The 16,374-nt window shown below is 59.5% G+C and carries 16 protein-coding genes; 9 read left to right on the top strand and 7 right to left on the bottom strand.

All coding sequences use genetic code 11. The annotated features are described in order from the left end of the window. The first annotated feature begins 7 nt into the window (after positions 1–7). From CFII64_RS06115 to CFII64_RS06090, 6 genes are all read left to right on the top strand, one after another. Positions 8–547: a chemotaxis protein CheW gene (locus CFII64_RS06115; protein ID WP_020289907.1), complete on the top strand. Its 540-nt coding sequence runs from the start codon at positions 8–10 to the stop codon at positions 545–547. Between the two features lie 28 nt (positions 548–575). Continuing rightward, entirely contained in the window at positions 576–1,382 is an 807-nt protein-coding gene (locus CFII64_RS06110; RefSeq protein ID WP_020289906.1) for a protein-glutamate O-methyltransferase CheR, read from the top strand. Next, positions 1,379–1,903 (top strand): chemoreceptor glutamine deamidase CheD, encoded by a 525-nt coding sequence (locus CFII64_RS06105; RefSeq protein WP_020289905.1) that lies wholly within the window; start codon positions 1,379–1,381, stop codon positions 1,901–1,903. The genes CFII64_RS06110 and CFII64_RS06105 overlap by 4 nt, the downstream gene beginning before the upstream one ends. Beyond that, complete coding sequence (locus CFII64_RS06100; RefSeq protein WP_044901185.1) at positions 1,869–2,945, top strand: chemotaxis response regulator protein-glutamate methylesterase; 1,077 nt, start codon at positions 1,869–1,871, stop codon at positions 2,943–2,945. The genes CFII64_RS06105 and CFII64_RS06100 overlap by 35 nt, the downstream gene beginning before the upstream one ends. A gap of 150 nt (positions 2,946–3,095) precedes the next feature. Beyond that, on the top strand, positions 3,096–3,536 hold the full coding sequence (locus tag CFII64_RS06095; RefSeq protein WP_020289903.1) for a CBS domain-containing protein: 441 nt from the start codon (positions 3,096–3,098) through the stop codon (positions 3,534–3,536). A 186-nt stretch (positions 3,537–3,722) separates the two neighbouring features. Beyond that, positions 3,723–4,871: a MalY/PatB family protein gene (locus CFII64_RS06090; RefSeq protein ID WP_020289902.1), complete on the top strand. Its 1,149-nt coding sequence runs from the start codon at positions 3,723–3,725 to the stop codon at positions 4,869–4,871. Positions 4,872–4,949: 78 nt separating this feature from the next. On the opposite strand, the gene CFII64_RS06085 is transcribed toward CFII64_RS06090, so the two are convergent. The 5 genes from CFII64_RS06085 to CFII64_RS06065 all read right to left on the bottom strand — a co-directional run bounded on the left by CFII64_RS06085 (position 4,950) and on the right by CFII64_RS06065 (position 10,463). Further along, complete coding sequence (locus CFII64_RS06085) at positions 4,950–5,195, bottom strand: hypothetical protein (RefSeq protein ID WP_020289901.1); 246 nt, start codon at positions 5,193–5,195, stop codon at positions 4,950–4,952. 180 nt (positions 5,196–5,375) lie between these two features. Continuing rightward, on the bottom strand, positions 5,376–6,926 hold the full coding sequence (locus CFII64_RS06080) for a TerC family protein (protein ID WP_020289900.1): 1,551 nt from the start codon (positions 6,924–6,926) through the stop codon (positions 5,376–5,378). Between the two features lie 380 nt (positions 6,927–7,306). Continuing rightward, entirely contained in the window at positions 7,307–8,413 is a 1,107-nt protein-coding gene (locus CFII64_RS06075) for an acetoin dehydrogenase dihydrolipoyllysine-residue acetyltransferase subunit (protein ID WP_020289899.1), read from the bottom strand. Next, on the bottom strand, positions 8,410–9,429 hold the full coding sequence (locus CFII64_RS06070) for an alpha-ketoacid dehydrogenase subunit beta (protein ID WP_020289898.1): 1,020 nt from the start codon (positions 9,427–9,429) through the stop codon (positions 8,410–8,412). The genes CFII64_RS06075 and CFII64_RS06070 overlap by 4 nt, the downstream gene beginning before the upstream one ends. A gap of 56 nt (positions 9,430–9,485) precedes the next feature. Continuing rightward, positions 9,486–10,463 carry a thiamine pyrophosphate-dependent dehydrogenase E1 component subunit alpha gene (locus CFII64_RS06065; RefSeq protein ID WP_020289897.1) on the bottom strand — a complete coding sequence of 326 codons (978 nt, stop codon included), beginning with the start codon at positions 10,461–10,463 and terminating at the stop codon, positions 9,486–9,488. A gap of 305 nt (positions 10,464–10,768) precedes the next feature. On the opposite strand from CFII64_RS06065, the gene CFII64_RS06060 reads away from it, so the two are divergent. Beyond that, entirely contained in the window at positions 10,769–12,685 is a 1,917-nt protein-coding gene (locus tag CFII64_RS06060) for a sigma-54-dependent Fis family transcriptional regulator (protein ID WP_020289896.1), read from the top strand. Here the strand turns inward: CFII64_RS06060 and CFII64_RS06055 are convergent. Then, positions 12,682–13,461 carry an acetoin reductase gene (locus CFII64_RS06055; RefSeq protein ID WP_020289895.1) on the bottom strand — a complete coding sequence of 260 codons (780 nt, stop codon included), beginning with the start codon at positions 13,459–13,461 and terminating at the stop codon, positions 12,682–12,684. The two genes, CFII64_RS06060 and CFII64_RS06055, sit on opposite strands and share 4 nt — an antisense overlap. Positions 13,462–13,688: 227 nt before the next feature. On the opposite strand from CFII64_RS06055, the gene CFII64_RS06050 reads away from it, so the two are divergent. Together CFII64_RS06050 and CFII64_RS06045 are read left to right on the top strand one after the other, a co-directional pair. Beyond that, entirely contained in the window at positions 13,689–14,795 is a 1,107-nt protein-coding gene (locus CFII64_RS06050; RefSeq protein WP_020289894.1) for a Gfo/Idh/MocA family protein, read from the top strand. Positions 14,796–15,237: 442 nt separating this feature from the next. Further along, the gene (locus CFII64_RS06045; protein WP_020289893.1) at positions 15,238–15,522 is read left to right on the top strand and encodes a hypothetical protein; all 285 of its coding nucleotides are present in this window, start codon (positions 15,238–15,240) and stop codon (positions 15,520–15,522) included. A 9-nt stretch (positions 15,523–15,531) separates the two neighbouring features. Here CFII64_RS06045 and CFII64_RS06040 read toward each other — a convergent pair whose 3' ends face one another. Then, positions 15,532–16,296, bottom strand: a complete 765-nt coding sequence (locus CFII64_RS06040) for an SDR family oxidoreductase (protein WP_020289892.1) — start codon at positions 16,294–16,296, stop codon at positions 15,532–15,534. Positions 16,297–16,374: the final 78 nt, after the last annotated feature.

Here is a 16,374-nt window from a genome sequence, read left to right as displayed (position 1 = left end):
GTAAGGCATGGGCGCCATCGCCACAACACGTCAAACCCCAGCCCCCGTCGAAGAGGAGGCGCAATACCTGACCTTCATGCTCGGCGCGGAGATGTTCGCCATCGGCATTCTGGGCATCAAGGAAATCATCGAGTACGGCAATCTGACCGTGGTGCCGATGATGCCGGCCTTCGTGCGCGGGGTCATCAACCTGCGCGGCGCCGTCGTGCCGGTGGTGGATCTGTCGGCGCGGTTTGGCCGTCCGGACTCGGCCATAACCCGCCGCAGCTGCGTGGTCATCATCGAAGCCAGCGCCGAGGATGGCCAGCCGCAGGATATCGGCCTGCTGGTCGACACGGTGTCTGCGGTACTGGAAATACCCGCTTCGCAAATCGAGCCGCCGCCGAGCTTTGGCGCGCGGATTCGCGCTGACTTCATCAGCGGCATGGCCAAGGTTGACGGCAAGTTCGTCATCGTCCTGGAAGTCGGTCGAGTGCTGTCGATCGATGAAATGTCGCGACTGGCCGAGACCGAACACGCGCCGTCAACCGAAGCCGACGCGCGTTAAATAATCACTAGCGAGCAAGGAACGCCCCGTGAGTGCATCCGCGTTGAACGATATTGAATTCAACCAGTTCCAGTCCTGGCTGTATCAGGCCGCCGGCATCAATCTGTCATCGGCGAAAAAAGCGCTGGTGGCCGGCCGCCTGTTCAAGCGTCTCAGGCATTACGAGCTGGACAGCTACGGCGACTATTTCAAGCTGATCATGAGCGGGCAGCGCGCTGATGAATTGCAGGTCGCGCTGGACCTGCTGACCACCAACGAAACCTATTTCTTTCGCGAGCCCAAGCATTTCGACTTCCTGCGCCAGCATGTGCTGCCCAATGCCGCACCGGGCAAGACTTTCCGCTTGTGGAGCGCCGCCAGTTCGTCAGGGGAAGAACCCTACAGCCTGGCCATGACCCTCGCCGAAGGCCTGGGCACTACGCCGTGGGAGGTGATCGGCTCGGACATCAGCACCCAGGTCCTGGCCAAGGCGCGATCCGGTCATTACCCCATGGAGCGCGCCGGCACCCTGCCCCAGCCATTGCTGGTCAAATATTGCCTCAAGGGCACCGGACGCCAACACGGCACGTTTCTGATTGATCGAGCCCTGCGCAACCGGGTCAACTTCCTGCAGGTGAACCTCAATGAAACGCTGCCTGAACTGGGCGAATTTGATGTCATCTTCCTGCGCAACGTGATGATCTACTTTGATCAGCCGACCAAGATTCGCGTCGTCGAACGCCTGATCCCCAGACTCAAGCCGGGCGGCTACTTCATCGTCAGCCACTCGGAAAGCCTGAACGGTGTCTCGGATGCCCTCAAGTTGGTGGCACCCTCCATTTATCGCAAGCCATGAAAATCGCCGCCGAACACTATTTTCTGGCCCCAGGCGAATTTCATTTCGCAACACGTCCTGTGCAGTTGCGCACCCTCCTCGGCTCCTGCGTGGCCCTGACCCTTTGGCATCCGGTGCGCAAAATCGGCGCCATGTGTCATTTCATGCTCCCCGGCCGCGAGCGTAAATCCGCGATATTGAGCGGCAAGTACGCTGACGAAGCCATCGAGCTGTTTTTCCGTCAGGCAGTGGCGCACGACACCGTTGCCGAGGATTACCAGCTGAAACTCTTCGGTGGCGGCGAGATGTTTCCGGGCCTGCGTCAGGGAGTTCACTTCAATGATGTGGCGCGGATGAATGTAAGCGCCGCGCTGAGACTGGCTGACCACTATCACCTCGACCTGATCGCTCACGACATGGGCAGTACCGGGCACAGGAACATCATTTTCGATATCGGCACCGGCCATGTGTGGGTCAGTCACAAACCAATCAGGACAAGTACCAACAATGCCTACGAAAAAAATAAATGTACTGCTGGTTGACGACTCGGCAGTGGTTCGTCAGGTTTTGCTGGCAATTCTCAGTGAGACCCCGGATATCCATGTCATGGGCGCGGCCTCCGATCCTATTTTCGCCATGGACAAGCTGGCCCGGGAATGGCCCGATGTCATCGTTCTGGATGTGGAAATGCCCCGAATGGATGGCATCACCTTCCTCAAGAAGATAATGAGCGAGCGTCCGACCCCGGTGGTGATCTGTTCGTCATTGACTCAGAAAGGCGCGGAAACCACCTTGCAGGCCCTGGCGGCGGGCGCGGTGGAAATCATCACCAAGCCCACCAGTGGACTGAAAAACTTTCTCCTCGAATCGGCGGCTGAACTGGTTTCGGCAATCAGGGCCGCCGCCCAGGTCAATGTCCGGAATCTGGGCAAGCGGCCGGCGGCAGTGCAGCTGACACCGTCCACCCGGCTGTCGGCCGATGCCATCCTGCCAGCCGCAAACGGACAGGCCATGGCTCAGACGACCGAACGTATCGTCGCCATGGGCACGTCCACCGGCGGCACTCAGGCGCTGGAAGCGGTGTTGACCGCGCTGCCACGGGTGTGTCCGGGCATTGTCATCGTCCAGCATATGCCGGAAAAATTCACTGCGTCCTTTGCCGCGCGTCTCAACGGTTTGAGCCAGATCGAGGTGCGCGAAGCAAAAAACAATGACCGAATCCTTCCCGGTCTTGCCCTGATTGCCCCCGGCGGCAAGCACATGATGGTGACCCGCAGCGGCGCGTACTATCACGTCCAGGTGATCGATGGCCCGCTGGTCAATCGGCATCGTCCCTCGGTGGATGTGCTGTTTCGCTCGGTGGCGAAGTTCGCTGGCCGCAACGCAACCGGCATCATCATGACCGGCATGGGCGACGACGGCGCCAGAGGACTCAAGGAAATACTCGACGCCGGTGGCGCGACGGTCGCTCAGGACGAGGCTTCGTGTGTGGTTTTCGGCATGCCCAAGGAAGCGATCAAGCTCAATGCCGCGCAGCGGATCATGCCACTGCAGGAGATTCACCAGGCTATTTTGCATAAATAGGCGCGTGATTCGCTGCGTCGTGACGCCAAAAGGCGTTATTAGTGGCCTGAAAGCCGCTTTGGTGCTTGCTCAACCAGTAGCTCTCTACGATTCTGTAGAGAACAACGTCAGGGCAGCCATCGCTGACCCGGTCATCACCGGAGCATCCGCATGAAAACAGTCGCACAACTTCTGAAACTCAAGGTTCTGCACAATCAACAAGTGCATACCATTGCGCCCGACCAGATGGTGCTCGACGCACTCAGGCTGATGGCCGAGAAGAATATTGGTGCGCTGCCGGTGGTCGAGAACGGTGTACTGGTCGGCGTGGTCAGCGAGCGCGACTACGCGCGCAAGATGGTGCTCAAGGGACGCTCCTCTATCGGCACGCCCGTCAGCGCGATCATGAGCACCAAAGTGATTACCGTGGACTCACTGCAAACCGTCGAGGCCTGCATGGGCATCATGACCGATAGCCATCTGCGCCATTTGCCCGTGGTGGAAGAAGGCCAGCTGCTGGGCTTGCTGTCCATCGGTGACCTGGTCAAGGAAGCCATCGCCGAACAGGCCGACCTGATTCAGCAGCTGGAACAGTACATTCGCGGGGCGTGAAGAAACCCGGGATCCGTAGGACCGGCTTTAGCCGGGAGGCGGGAGTATTGACGATGCGGCCCCTGCGAATTAACTGGCCTCCTCCCGGCTGAAGCCAGTCGTGCGCAGGAATCAGGAGCGGCCGCTCTGGACCCCGACCGCCCGCGCGACTAACCTGTGCGGCACTTTTTGCCCACTGAGACCGCCATGACGATCAACCTGGATACCGTATTCGAGCGCCACGACACCGACAGCAAGAAGTGGAGTCAGTACCCGGCCGACGTCCTGCCGATGTGGGTCGCGGACATGGATTTCCCGGTGGCGGCACCCATCATCCAGGCTCTGCACAAGCGCATCGAGCATCCGTTGCTCGGCTACGGCGTCGCGCAGGACGCTTTGCGTCAGGCAGTGGTTGCCCATCTCTGGCAAGCCTATGCCTGGCGTGTGCAACCTGAAGAGTTGATTTTCCTGCCGGGTGTCGAGCCGGGCTTCAACATGGCGCTGCATGCGCTGGTTCCGGAGGGCGCGGGCGTGGTGCTGCAAACGCCCAATTACGCCCCGCTGGCCAAGGCCCCCGACCACTGGCAACAACCGCGCATCGAATTGCCGTTCAAGGCCAATGTCGAGGGCGAGTATGAAACCGATATTGCGGCACTGGACAAAGCGCTGCAAAACGCTGGTGCCCTGCTGCTGAGCAATCCGCACAATCCGCTGGGCAAAGTGTTCAGTGGCGAAGAGTTGCAGCTGATCGGTGATGCCTGCGTGCGCAACGACGCGCTGATCATCTCCGATGAGATCCACGCCGACATCCTGTTCGATGGCCGTCGGCACATCCCCATTGCGTCCCTTGGCCCGCACATTGCCAAACGCACCGTCACGCTGATGTCGGCCAGCAAGGCTTACAATATCGCCGGGCTGAAGACCGCGTTCGCCGTCGTCCAGGATGAACAGCTGCGCAAACGCTTTACCCACGGTCGACTCGGCATGGTGGACAGCGTCAACGTGCTGGGCATGGAAGCGACTCGCGCTGCGTACAGCGAAGGTGGCGACTGGTTGAAAGCGGTTCTCGCGTATCTGCAGGCCAACCGCGATTTCCTCGCCGATGCCGTCAGGACCCGCCTGCCCGGCGTCGTCATGCACCTGCCGCAAAGCACCTATCTGGCCTGGCTGGATTGCTCGGCGCTGGGGCTGGAAAATCCGCAGCAGTTCTTTCTCGAACACGGCAAGATCGCGTTGAGTGCAGGCGCGGAGTTCGGCGACGATTGCCAGCAATTCGTCCGCTTGAATTTCGGTTGCCCGCGCTCGCTGCTTGAAGAAGGCTTGGCGCGAATGGAACGCAGCCTGCTCAATCGCTGAAGCAAAGCCGTTTCCAGGAGACAGACAAAAGCCCGGTTGACCGGGCTTTTTGGTTTGGATCAGTTAAACAACTCGCAATCAATAACGCTGATATTGCGAACCGAACTCTTTGCGGTTTTCGGCTACCAGAACTTTGCTGTCCAGTTGCAGATATGCGCGATCAAAGGTTTTGCTGCCCGCAGCGGCGGCGTGTGCATCAGCGACTTGGGTGGATGCCTGGGCAACCACAGGTTGTGCAACAGAAGTAGCAGCGTGCGGACTGGCAAATGCTGCTGTGGCAGTCAGGACCGAAAAGGCAAAGCTCAGGGCGATGGTGCGTTTCATGATGGGTAGCTCCAGTAAGTGGTTGGGTAAGTAGTCATCAGGTGAATCGTTGCGTTGGAGCCAAATCTAATGGCTGGCGCACCTGATGAAAAACCACCGTTACGCATACTGAATATCAATCTGGCTGATCCATTGCCGACGACGCACGGCTGCGTCGTCAACAAGGCCGAGCCAGAGCGGTTACTCGGATTTGCGCAAGGCAACCCTCGTCACCCGGCGCTCTTCAACCCCGACCACGGTCATGTTCCAGCCCTCCCAATCGAGCTTGTCACCGGTGCGCGGCAAGCGGTCCAGCAGGCTCATTACCAGTCCAGCCACGGTTTGGTAATCCTCGGTGGCCCTGGCCTGAAAACCGGTTCGCTCGCGTACATGGTTAAGGTTCAGTGCGCCGGACACCAGGAAGCCGCCCTCTTGCGCAACGATGTCCGGACCTTCGATCTCGCTGGCGTCCGGCAGTTGACCGGCAATGGATTCGAGAATGTCAGTCATGGTCAGCAAACCGATAAAATCGCCGAACTCGTTCACCACGAACGCAATGTGCGTCGACTCCTTGCGCATCTGCTCCAGGGCGTTGAGGATCGTGAAACTGTCCAGCAGATTGATCGCCTTGCGCGCCAGGTTTTCGAGATTCGGTTGATTGCCGACCAGCAACTCCTTGAACAGCTCCTTCTTGTGGACAAAGCCCAACGGTTCGTCGATGCGCCCGTCGCGAATCAGCGGCAAGCGCGAATACGAGGAATGCATCAACTTCAGATTGATCTTCTCGGCATCGTCCGCCAGATCGATGTGATCGACCTCGGCGCGCGGGGTCATCACGGCACGAATCGGCCGCTCGGCCAGTTGCAGTACGCCGCTGATCATCACTCGCTCGCGGCGGTCAAACACGGCTGCCGTCTGTTCGCCTTCAAGCATGTCGGCGATTTCTTCGCCCACCTCGTCCGCATCCAGCTTGCGACCGCCCAGCAAACGCATGACCGCATGGGCCGTGCGTTCGCGCATCGGCCGCACGCCATGCAACGAACGTTTACGGCGCATACGCGCGACCTGGTTGAACACCTCGATAAGGATCGAGAAGCCAATCGCCGCATACAGATAGCCTTTGGGGATATGGAACCCCAGGCCTTCGGCGGTCAGGCTGAAACCAATCATCATCAAAAAGCCCAGACACAGCATGATCACGGTCGGGTGCGCATTGACGAAGCGGGTCAGCGGCTTGCTGGCGATGATCATCAGGCCGATGGAGATCATCACGGCGATCATCATCACTGCCAGATGCTCGACCATGCCCACGGCGGTAATCACCGCATCCAGGGAGAACACCGCATCGAGCACCACGATTTGCGCGACGATGGGCCAGAACTTCGCATAAGTGGAGTTACTGGTGCGCTCGCTGACATGCCCTTCGAGGCGCTCATGCAATTCCATGGTGGCCTTGAACAGCAGGAACACGCCACCGAACAGCATGATCAGGTCACGCCCGGAAAAGCTGTGCTCGAAGACTTCGAACAGCGGCTGGGTCAGCGTGACCATCCAGGAAATACTGGCCAACAGGCCCAGACGCATGATCAGCGCCAGAGACAGGCCGATGACGCGGGCCTTGTCCCGCTGTTCAGGCGGCAATTTGTCGGCAAGGATCGCGATGAACACCAGGTTATCGATGCCCAGCACCAGTTCCAGCACGATCAGCGTCAGCAGGCCGAGCCATGCCGTAGGATCAACTATCCATTCCATGGGTTATTGGCTCACTTGCAGGCAAAAGTCGGATGATCGCGCACGTCCATGACATTCAATCGCTTGGGACGATATGAAAAAGATCAGCCGGGACGAGGGTTGGAACAGGATGTTCGCAAGAGGTGATTCGCGCGTCGGGGCGCAATTCGAAGTAAGGCGTAAGTTGCCAAAAGCAGAGCGACTGGGAGGCTCCTGAACGGTATTCATACAATCCTGAAATTGATTACGGGCCGTGATCCTACAACGAGCCGGGATTTTTCTTACTTGGGAAAGTATTACAAAACATTGACATCAATACGCCTGCATCACCGCATCAAGGCCGACAGAACCGGTCAGCAAGGTGAACACCCCGGCGCTCATCGCACCGGGGCCGCACTTTTTTACAAGTCTTTCAAAAAACCCTCTATCAAGCGATTGACCTGCTCGGCAGCTTCCATCTGCACCATATGCCCCTGGGCCGGAAGGATTTCGACCTGCGCCGCCAACCCTTGGGCATGACTGACCGGGATAATTGCATCGTCCGCGCCCCAGATCACCAGGCTTGGCTTGTGCTCGACCTGTGCGCGCAGCCCGGCAGCCTGTCGTGCATCCGGGAACAGCTGAGCCACGAGCTGCCGCAAGGCACTATCAACGCCCTCAAGGCGCTTGAATTTGAGCATATCTTCAAGCATTTGTCGGTTGACCAACCCAGGATCGCTGAACAACTTCATGAGCTGTGGCCGGAGCGCGTTGCGGTTGCTGGCGTCGATGAACCCCTGCAAATATTCACCGTTGATCTCGCTGCCCAGACCGGCACTGGCAATCAGCACCAGACTCGCCACACGCTGAGGCGCCAGTCGAGCGATGTTCAGCGCCACTGCGCCGCCCATGGAATGCCCGGCCAGATGTGCCGTGTTGATATCCAGATGATCCAGCAGTGCCAGCACGCTATGGCTCAATTCATCCAGATCGCCGGTACGCAAGCTCTTGCCAGACTCGCCATGCCCGGGCAAGTCCAGGGCAATGACCCGCCGCTCGGCAGCCAGGGCCTGGTGATTGAACAGCCAATTGTTCAGATCGCCGCCGAAACCATGGATCAGCACCAACGGCGTACCACCCTCGCCCAGATCGAAGTAGCGCACGGTTCGACCCTCCAGCTCGACTTTCTGCGCCGCCGGGCCTGACGATTCGGCGGCATCGGTGGCGGGCACGAACTCGGCCTGGAAACGCTGGATGACTTCCTCGATCTGGGCATCGCTGACCTCACCGTCAACGATGATCGCCAAGAGGGCCCCGACCGAAAGGGTCTCATCCGGACGCGCCAATACTCGTTTGAGGACACCGGAGAACGGCGTTTCCACACTGCTGGAGATCTTGTCGGTTTCGACATCGAGCAACTCATCGCCCTTCTCGACCCGGTCACCTTCCTGCTTGAGCCAGGTGTCGACCCGGCCCTCGGTCATGGACAACCCCCACTTGGGCATGGTCAGGGTATGAATCTGGCTCATGCGGCGCTCCTCTTCTCGCTGATCTTGCGTACCGCAGCTTCAATTTTTGCGGCATTCGGGATGTACATGTCTTCAAGCGCATCGGAAAAAGGCACCGGTGTGTGAGGTGCGGTGACCATTTCGATGGGTGCCTTGAGGGAATCAAAGGCTTTTTGCGCAACCATGGCACTGATATCGGTGGCCATGGAGCAGCGCGGATTGGCCTCATCGATCACCACCAGCCGGCCGGTCTTTTCCACGCTTTCAAGGATGCTGTCCTCGTCCATGGGGCTGGTGGTGCGCAAATCCAGCACTTCGCAATCGATACCCTGGCGCGCCAGGTTGGCCGCGGCTTCCATGGCCAGATGCACCATGCGTCCGTAGGTCACCAGGGTCACGTCATTGCCTTCACGGAGGAAATTGGCCTCGCCAAACGGGATGGTGTAGAGCTCTTCCGGCACTTCGCCCTGCATGCCGTAGAGCATTTTGTGCTCGCAGAAAATCACCGGATCATTGTCGCGAATCGCCTGAATCAGCAACCCCTTGGCATCGTAGGGCGATGACGGACAGACCACTTTCAAACCGGGGATATGTGTCCATAGCGAGGTGAGCATCTGCGAATGTTGCGCGGCGGCACGCAAACCGGCGCCCACCATGGTGCGGATCACCAGCGGCGTGACGGCCTTGCCGCCGAACATGTAACGAAACTTGGCGGCTTGATTGAGAATCTGGTCCAGGCAGCACCCGGCGAAGTCGACAAACATCAGTTCGCATACCGGACGCATGCCCTGAGTGGCCGCCCCGACAGCCGCGCCGACATAACCTATCTCGGACAACGGCGCGTCAAGTACCCGACCGGGAAACTGCGCATACAACCCTTTGGTGACCCCCAGCACACCGCCCCAGGCATCCTGTTCGCCGGGTGCGCCCGCGCCGCCAGCCACGTCTTCGCCAATAATAAACACGCTGGGATCGCGACGCATTTCCTGAGCGAGGGCTTCGTTGATTGCCTGCTGGTAAGTGATTTTTCTAGCCATGATCATTGTCCTTTTGTTTTTGTTTTCAAGTGCGTGGAGGCACGGTCAAAAGCGGGTCACGGATAGCTCACGTAGACATCACTGAGCAGATCAGCCAGTTGAGGTTTTGGATCGGATTTGGCCAGGCGCACCGCGTCTTCGATCAACTGCTCGATTTCCTGATCGATCACCGTCAGCTGTGCCCGTTCCAGCCAGCCGTTCTCGATGCAGCGCTGGCTGAACTGCTGAAGACAATCATGGGTTTCGCGCAGGTTCTTGACTTCGTCGGGGCCGCGATAGGTCTGGGCATCGCCTTCGAAATGGCCGTAGTAACGGGTCAGCTTCACTTCCACCAGGGAAGGCCCGTGCCCGGCCCTGGCGCGTTCGATGGCGGCGCCCGCTGCGGCATGTACCGCGAAGAAATCAAACCCATCGACCGTGACACCAGGCATTCCGAAGCCGATGGCGCGGTCGGCGATGTCCTTGCAGGCGACCGACCAGTTGGACGCCGTGGCTTCGGCGTAACCATTGTTCTCCGCAACGAAAATGCACGGCAGGTTCATGATCGAGGCCAGGTTCATCGCCTCGAACACCGCGCCCTCGTTGGATCCACCATCACCGAAGAACGCCACCGCAACACCTTGCGTGCCTTTGAGCTTGGCAGCCAGGGCGGCGCCTGCGGCCAAGGGCGCGCCGGCTCCGACGATACCGTTGGCCCCGAGCATGCCTTTCTCCAGATCGGCAATGTGCATCGAGCCACCCTTGCCGCCACAGACGCCGGTTTTCTTGCCGTAGATTTCCGCCATCATCCCGTACACATCCACGCCCTTGGCGATGCAATGGCCATGACCACGGTGGTTGGAGGCGATGCAGTCATCGTCGCTGAGATGGGCCATGACCCCGGCCGCGCTGGCCTCTTCGCCTGCATACAGATGCACGAAGCCGGGAATCTCGCCGGTGGCGAATTCGACGTGCAGACGCTCTTCGAAATCCCGGATGGTGCGCATCACTTTATAGGCGTGCAGCAACTGATCGGTGGACAGGTGAGTGGACATATTGTTGTTCTCCAGGTTGTCTCGACACTCGGACGCCGGATGATTCCAGCGCTATGAGCGGAGCAAACACGGGGCCAACCTGTGACACTTGCTTGCAAAGGCCCGTGCCAGAGCCTTCCTGCCACTTTGCAAAGCAACGCTTGACCGATCAGGATGAGACGCTGCATCTCGGCGTATCCTCGTTATCGGGATCACCGTGAGACGCTGCGTCTCAGCGATGGGCGGCAGAACTGTCGACTTGTCGCAGCCAGGGGTTGAGCGCCTAATAGCCGCTATAACAACAATGATCGAGAACCGGAGGCCCTATGCTCGCCGCGAACTCCAGAGCCCATGTCGACTGCGTCAGTCGCATGGTCAAAAACGCAGGCCGCCTTCCCCAGGTGCCGGTGCCACCGCTGATTTTCGATTCCTGGCAGCGCTCCCTGGAGCAACACCATCTTGACCCCGGCTCGCTTCAGGGCCCGCGTATTCTCTCCACTACCCTGCTCAAGGAATGTCGCGAACGGGCTGATCTGTTTCTGCGGGTGGCCAGCGAAGAAGTCGCTCAGTTGCATGCCCGGGTGCGGCATGCCGATTATTGCGTGCTGCTCACCGATGCCCTGGGCCAGACCATTGACCATCGAGTCGATCCCGGGATTCGCAGCGATTGCCGCAAAGCCGGACTGTATCTGGGCACCTGCTGGTCAGAAGCGGAAGAAGGCACCTGCGGCGTGGCCACGGTACTGACCAGCAAGGCGCCGGTGACGGTGCATAAACGCGACCACTTCCGCGCGGCCTTCATTGGCCTGACCTGCTCGGCCGCACCGGTTTTCGATCCGCAGGGTGAACTGCTCGGCGTTGTCGATGCGTCCGCCGTGCAATCCCCCGATGACCGCCGCAGCCAGCATCTGATTCGGCAAATGGTCGCGCTCAGTGCACGGTCCATCGAGAACGCGTTCTTCATGCACAGCGCCCAGGGTCACTGGGTCCTGCAGGCGCACAGTACTCAGGGTTATGTCGACAGCCAGCCGGACCTGCTATTGGCCTGGGATCGTGACGGCCGCCTGCACGGTATCAACAGCAAGGCGCGTCAGGCCCTGCGGCTGCGCTTTGGGCGGTTACCCGAGCACATCAGTGAAGTGTTCGACCTTGACGCGTTGCGCAATGCCGTCGATCAAGCGCCGCAGGTGCTGAACTGGCAGGCTGGCGCGGGAGCCCTTCAGGTTCGCGTCAGTGCGCCACGTATCCGACCCAGAACCCGGACATTGACGTGCGAGGCCGACGATCACAACCAGCCGGACCCGCGCATGGTGGATAACCTGCGTCTGGCGGTACGCGTCAAGGATCGTGACCTGCCGATCCTGATTCAGGGCGAAACCGGCACCGGCAAGGATGTCTTCGCCCGTCAGGTGCACGATCATAGCGCGCGCAAAAACGGGCCGTTCATTGCCCTGAACTGCGCAGCGATCCCCGAAAGCCTGATCGAAAGCGAATTGTTCGGCTATACCCCCGGCGCATTTACCGGTGCGTCCAGCAAGGGCATGAAGGGGCTGTTGCTGCAAGCCGACGGTGGCACGTTGTTCCTCGATGAAATCGGCGACATGCCCCTGGTCTTGCAAACCCGGTTGCTGCGCGTGCTGGCCGAAGGTGAGGTCGCACCCCTTGGCGCATCGCGTCGCCAGCGCGTGGACATTCAGGTGATCTGCGCCACACACCGCGATCTCAGCGCCATGGTGCGCAGCGCGGACTTTCGCGAAGATTTGTATTTCCGTCTCGGTGGTGCGCGCTTCCAGCTGCCACCGCTGCGTGAGCGCAGCGACCGTCTGGCATTGATCAACCAGTTACTCGCCGAGGAAAACCAGAACGCCAGCCTACCCGTTGGCTTGAGCGCGGCGACGCTGGAGCGGCTGCTCAGCCATGGCTGGCCGGGCAATATCCGCCAGCTGCGTCACGTGCTGCGCTATGCGTGCGCCGTATGCGATGGCGCGACGATCCAGGTCAGCGACTTGCCGCCGGAGCTGCGCGACGAGACATCCCCGACTGCTCAGCATCCCCAGGGGGCGATCAGTCCGCAGCGGCAGCTGTTGCTGGACGCATTGATTCGTCATCGCTGGCAACCACGGGAAACCGCCCAGGCCCTGGGCATCTCCCGGGCTACGCTGTACCGCCGCGTGAATCAACACGGGATCGAGATGCCGCGTATGCAGCATCGCAATCAGTCAATCGAGGCTCGCAGCCTCTAGCGATACACCATGCCGCCATCGATCAGCGGTGCCTGGCCGGTCATGTAGTCCGCATCGGGACTGGCCAGGTAGGAAACGAAACCCGCGACGTCATCCGGGGTTTCTGCGCGACCCAAAGCGATGCCGCCCACGTATTTCTTGTACGTGGCGCCGACCTCGGCACCGGTGATGTCGGCCATGCGCTGGTCAATCTCGACCCACATATCGGTGCCCACCACGCCAGGGCAATAGGCGTTGACGGTGATGCCATCGCTCGCCAGCTCTTTCGCGGCCGCCTGGGTCAAGGCCCGTACCGCGAACTTGGTCGCGGAGTACACACCCAGCAACGCAAAGCCTTCATGACCCGCGATGGAACACGCGTTGATGATCTTGCCGCGCTGTCCCAGGGACTTGAACTTCTTGCCCGCAGCCTGGATTCCCCACAGCACGCCCTGCACATTGATCCGAAAAGTTCGGTCGACTTGTTCGGGTGTCACCTCCAGCAGAGACTCGACCTGAGCCACACCCGCGTTGTTGACAATGATGTCGAAGCCACCAAGCGTGCTGTACGTATGTTCAACGGCGGCGACCACTTGATCCAGCTGCGAAACGTCCGCGACGAACACCGTGGCTTTGCGCCCCAACTCGGCGATTTCTCCAGCAACCTGATTGATCTTGGTCGCATTGATGTCAACCAGCGCGACATCGGCGCCATCACGAGCAAGACGCAAGGCGATGGCCCTGCCAATGCCCTGGCCGGCACCGGTTACCAGTGCGACTTTTCCGTTGATACTCATAGCGGTCTCCTCTTTTCATGGAATAGAACACCTTGTATGAGAGATCTTTCGGACCAGGTCGAGCGACGCTGCAATCAACGGGCTCGCTGAGACGCAACGTCTCAGGCCTGCCCGGCAATGCCTCAAGAACCGTCACCATGAGTCAATTGATTTGAACTTCCAGGCGTGACACGTGCCGACTGTATAAGCGCCGGGCAACCCGCCGGGCGATTCTGGAGACCTCATCAATGCCAGATGCACAGGGAAAAATCCGTTACGCAGTTGTAGCCGGAGGCTGGATATCGCAAGGCGCCTTCATGCCCGGCGTCGATCAGACCGACAATTCGGTGATGACCGCGCTGGTGACCGGCGACCCAGTCAAGGCTGATGAACTGGCCGAACTCTATGACCTGAAAAGCTATCACTACGACGAATTTGACACCCTGCTCAAGTCAGGTGAAATCGACGCCATCTATCTGGCGACACCCAATTTCCGCCACCGTGAGTTCGCTGTTCCAGCGTTGGCAGCCGGGATTCATGTCCTGCTGGAAAAGCCCATGGCCACCAGCGAGGAAGACTGCCTGGCGATCACCGAAGCCGCCAAGCGCTCGGGCGCCAAGCTGATGATTGCCTATCGTCTGCACTTCGAGCCAGGCACGGTCGAGATGATCAGCCGTGTCCGAGCCGGGGAAATCGGCGAACCTCGCCTGTTTACTTCGACTTTCGCGCAGACCACCAAACCTTCCAATCATCGTATGCAAAGCGGTTTCTGGGCCGGACCTGCGGCGGATATGGGCCCCTACCCGATCAATGCCGTGCGCAATCTGTTCGACGCTGAACCTGTGGAAGTACACGCTGTGGCGATTCATACGCCGGGTCGGGAAATCAACACACCGGATACGGTGTCGGTAACCCTGCGCTTCCCGGAAGAACGCCTGGCGCAGTTCACCGTCAGCTACAGCCTGCCCGGCACCCAGCGCTTTCAGTTGATCGGCACCGAAGGTGAATTCGAGGCTTCGCCGTGCTTCGGTTTCGGTGAAGGCGTGGCAATCAGCTATCGCTCGATTATCGATGGCAAGACCCAGGAGCACGCTCATCCGGTGGTGGATCAGTTTGGCGGGGAAACCCAGTATTTCTCGGACTGCATCCTGCAGGATCGTGAGCCCGAACCTGATGGCGACGAAGGCTGGCGCGACGTGCGGGTACTGGCGGCCATCGAACGTTGCCTGGAAACGGGTCAGCCGCAAAAACTCGATCCGCTGCCGAACCGGCCAGGCATCAGCGTGGAGCAGGCCCGCCGCCTGCCATTGGCCAAGGTGCCGAAATACATCAACACTGATGAACCCAATGAGTGAGGCGTCCAAAACTGTAGGACCGGATTTATCCGGGAAAGGGTCGTTTCAGGCGATGTTTCTTCAGCGTCTGAAATACCCCATTCGCGGACAAGTCCGCTCCCACAACATTCAGCAGGGCTGCTCCCGCGCGACAAAATGCCACACGCCTTCAGGGCACCAGTTGTCTGATGACTGCAAGTCAGCCCTAGCTGCGAAAAATGATTTGTTCTAAAATGTTTCCATACCGGCAAGCGGATGCGGAAACGAACATCAATGACAGAAACTGTCAGCGAATTCGAACCTCGGCGACTTGACCCGAATCATAAAAAGAAAGCCCGTCATAGACGGGCTTTTTTCGTTTCCGGCATTCGACAACCTGCGTTGTGAAGCCTGAAACACAGCTTTCGAACCTGGTGCAGCGTCGCGCCAGATTCCAGTTTTTTCAACCTTGAGGCTAATCCCCATGCTGCGTCTTGTAGTAGTTCACCTGTTCCAATGGTTCAAACGTCTGGCTTCCAGCGCGGTTTCGCGTAACGGCGACGACAATTACTCACAGAACTTCTCGTCCCGTGATGACAGCGACGGCGGCCGCTGGACCTTCGTTTCGATCTTCATCGTCTTCACCTTGAGCCTGTACACGCTGGCTGGCCTGGGTTACTACGCCAAGGTCAACGTCTGGGACGGTTTCACCGAGCAGCAGAAAGAGAACATCGCCCAGGCCATGATCGTCAGCAGCCAGAACCTTTAAAGCTGGCGCTCAACCCCGGCCCACGAACGGCATGTTGGTGGCCATGACCGTCATGTTCAGCACGTTGGTAGAAAGCGGCAAGCCCGCCATGTAACGCACGGCATCGGCCACGTGTTTGACATCCATCATCGGCTCGACTGCAGTTTGCCCGTTGGCCTGGCGGACACCGACGGTCATGCGTGCCGACAGCTCGGTCAAGGCATTGCCAATGTCGATCTGGCTGCAGGCGATATTGAACTCGCGGCCGTCCAGGGCCAGGGTTTTAGTCAGCCCCGACACCGCATGTTTGCTCGCGGTATAAGGCGAACTGAACGGCCGTGGCGTGTGGGCGGAAATCGAACCATTGTTGATGATCCGGCCACCTTGCGGCGTCTGCTTGCGCATCAAGCCGAACGCAGCACGCGCGCACAGGTAAACCCCGGTCACGTTGGTGTTGATTACGTTCAGCCACTGCTCGACCGCCAGTTCGTCCACCGGTATCGCCTGGGCACCAACCCCGGCATTGTTGAAGACCACGTCCAGTCGGCCATACACCGCTTCGATCCTGCTGAACAAGGCATCGACGCTCGATGGATCACGGACGTCGGTGGACACCGCAATGGCGCTGCCGCCCGCGCGGGTGGCGATGTCCACCAGTTCATCCAGGGGCTCCTGGCGCCGTCCGGCCAACACCAGGCTGAAGCCATCTTCCAGCAACCCCAACGCCACCGCGCGACCGATTCCGCTTCCCGCGCCGGTAATCAGCGCAACCCTCAACGTGGTGCTCTCAGTCATCTTGTTTTCCTTTATCTGAATGAACAGGCGGCTCGTCAAAATCGTTACGAAGATTGACAGCAGGCATGACCGATATCA

The organism is Pseudomonas sp. CFII64 (assembly GCF_000416235.1).
Classification (GTDB): Bacteria; Pseudomonadota; Gammaproteobacteria; order Pseudomonadales; family Pseudomonadaceae; genus Aquipseudomonas.
The sequence above is the reverse complement of the archived record's forward strand: the minus strand, read 5'-3'. Positions and strand labels throughout refer to the sequence as shown.

Excerpts from the sequence above, each read along its gene's own strand:
- CFII64_RS06115 (WP_020289907.1), top strand. The coding sequence starts at position 8 with ATGGGCGCCATCGCCACAACACGTCAAACCCCAGCCCCCGTCGAAGAG.
- CFII64_RS06105 (WP_020289905.1), top strand. The coding sequence starts at position 1,379 with ATGAAAATCGCCGCCGAACACTATTTTCTGGCCCCAGGCGAATTTCAT.
- CFII64_RS06100 (WP_044901185.1), top strand. The coding sequence starts at position 1,869 with ATGCCTACGAAAAAAATAAATGTACTGCTGGTTGACGACTCGGCAGTG.
- CFII64_RS06095 (WP_020289903.1), top strand. The coding sequence starts at position 3,096 with ATGAAAACAGTCGCACAACTTCTGAAACTCAAGGTTCTGCACAATCAA.
- CFII64_RS06090 (WP_020289902.1), top strand. The coding sequence starts at position 3,723 with ATGACGATCAACCTGGATACCGTATTCGAGCGCCACGACACCGACAGC.
- CFII64_RS06085 (WP_020289901.1), bottom strand. The coding sequence starts at position 5,195 with ATGAAACGCACCATCGCCCTGAGCTTTGCCTTTTCGGTCCTGACTGCC.
- CFII64_RS06080 (WP_020289900.1), bottom strand. The coding sequence starts at position 6,926 with ATGGAATGGATAGTTGATCCTACGGCATGGCTCGGCCTGCTGACGCTG.
- CFII64_RS06075 (WP_020289899.1), bottom strand. The coding sequence starts at position 8,413 with ATGAGCCAGATTCATACCCTGACCATGCCCAAGTGGGGGTTGTCCATG.
- CFII64_RS06070 (WP_020289898.1), bottom strand. The coding sequence starts at position 9,429 with ATGGCTAGAAAAATCACTTACCAGCAGGCAATCAACGAAGCCCTCGCT.
- CFII64_RS06065 (WP_020289897.1), bottom strand. The coding sequence starts at position 10,463 with ATGTCCACTCACCTGTCCACCGATCAGTTGCTGCACGCCTATAAAGTG.
- CFII64_RS06060 (WP_020289896.1), top strand. The coding sequence starts at position 10,769 with ATGCTCGCCGCGAACTCCAGAGCCCATGTCGACTGCGTCAGTCGCATG.
- CFII64_RS06055 (WP_020289895.1), bottom strand. The coding sequence starts at position 13,461 with ATGAGTATCAACGGAAAAGTCGCACTGGTAACCGGTGCCGGCCAGGGC.
- CFII64_RS06050 (WP_020289894.1), top strand. The coding sequence starts at position 13,689 with ATGCCAGATGCACAGGGAAAAATCCGTTACGCAGTTGTAGCCGGAGGC.
- CFII64_RS06045 (WP_020289893.1), top strand. The coding sequence starts at position 15,238 with ATGCTGCGTCTTGTAGTAGTTCACCTGTTCCAATGGTTCAAACGTCTG.
- CFII64_RS06040 (WP_020289892.1), bottom strand. The coding sequence starts at position 16,296 with ATGACTGAGAGCACCACGTTGAGGGTTGCGCTGATTACCGGCGCGGGA.